Annotated in this window: 1 protein-coding gene; it reads left to right on the forward strand. The window is 51.9% G+C overall.

Annotated elements, in window-relative coordinates:
- Positions 1-1,108 (forward strand): SbmA/BacA-like family transporter (locus Q0438_RS10000; RefSeq protein ID WP_367178511.1); only part of this gene is annotated, 1,108 nt, incomplete at both ends.

The raw sequence follows: 1,108 nt of genomic DNA on the forward strand, positions 1-1,108 counted from the left end.
AAACGCTAAAGCATTTTTTTGAAATTCTACGTCCGCATTGGTTCGGCAAGGGCGCGGCGAAGCTGTGGGCGCTACTACTACTCGCGCTTGGTTCTAGTCTCGCTATCATCAAAATCAGCGTGCTGATGAACGCGTGGGACAAGCGCTTTTACGACGCGCTAAGCGAGCTTAAAGGCGAGCTGATCCCCGCGCTCGTGGGCGAGTTTTTGCTCTACACGGCGCTCATTGTGCTTTTCATCGTCCGCGGCAGCTGGCTTCGTAAACTGCTCGTAATCGTCTGGCGCGAGCGGCTAAGCGCGATGATGGAGCGCAAATGGCTACATAACGCAAACTTCTACCGCACGAGCCTTGATGGAAATTTTAGCGCCGGGGGCGGTTCAAATTTAGAAAAACTTGGCGACGCAAATTTAAACGAGCGCGCAGAGTATTTCGCAGCCGAAGCGGACAGCGCAGCTTTGCATAGAGATGTAAACGAGCTTGAAATTTTACCGAGTGAGGCGGAGCAAAATGCAGTAGGGCAAAGCGGCGCAAGCGAGAATGAAATTTCATCCAAAACTCGCGCAGATCGTGAAATTTCAAAAAGGGTCTCGAAGCTAGATAACCCAGATCAGCGTATCGCCGAGGATAGCCTGCTACTCGTGCAAAAAAGCGTCGATCTCGTAAAATCGCTCGTCTATAATCTCGCCAAGCTCATCGCCTTCGTTGCGATCCTGTGGCAGGTCTCGAAGGTGCTGAAATTTGAAATTTTCGGTATGCACTTTGAGATCGAAGGCTTTTTGCTCTACGTCGCGCTTATTTATACGCTACTTTGCTCGCTGATTACGCATCTCATCGGGCGCAGGCTTAGGGGGCTAAATTTTGCCAAGCAGCGCGCCGAAGCCAATTATCGCTCGGATCTGCTGCTAGCGCGCGAAAACGCAGAAGCCGTAGCGTTTATGCGCGGAGAGGATGCCGAGCGTGGCCGCTTCCGCGCGAGCTTCAGCGAGGTCATGAGAAACTGGCGCGGCATCATGAATACGGAATTTCGCCTCGAGTGCTTTTCGGCAAGCTACTTAAAAATCACGAATTTAATCCCGATCTTTGCCTGCTTGCCGCTGTATTTGTCGCG

The sequence above is a fragment of the uncultured Campylobacter sp. genome (assembly GCF_938030785.1).
Classification (GTDB): Bacteria; Campylobacterota; Campylobacteria; order Campylobacterales; family Campylobacteraceae; genus Campylobacter_B.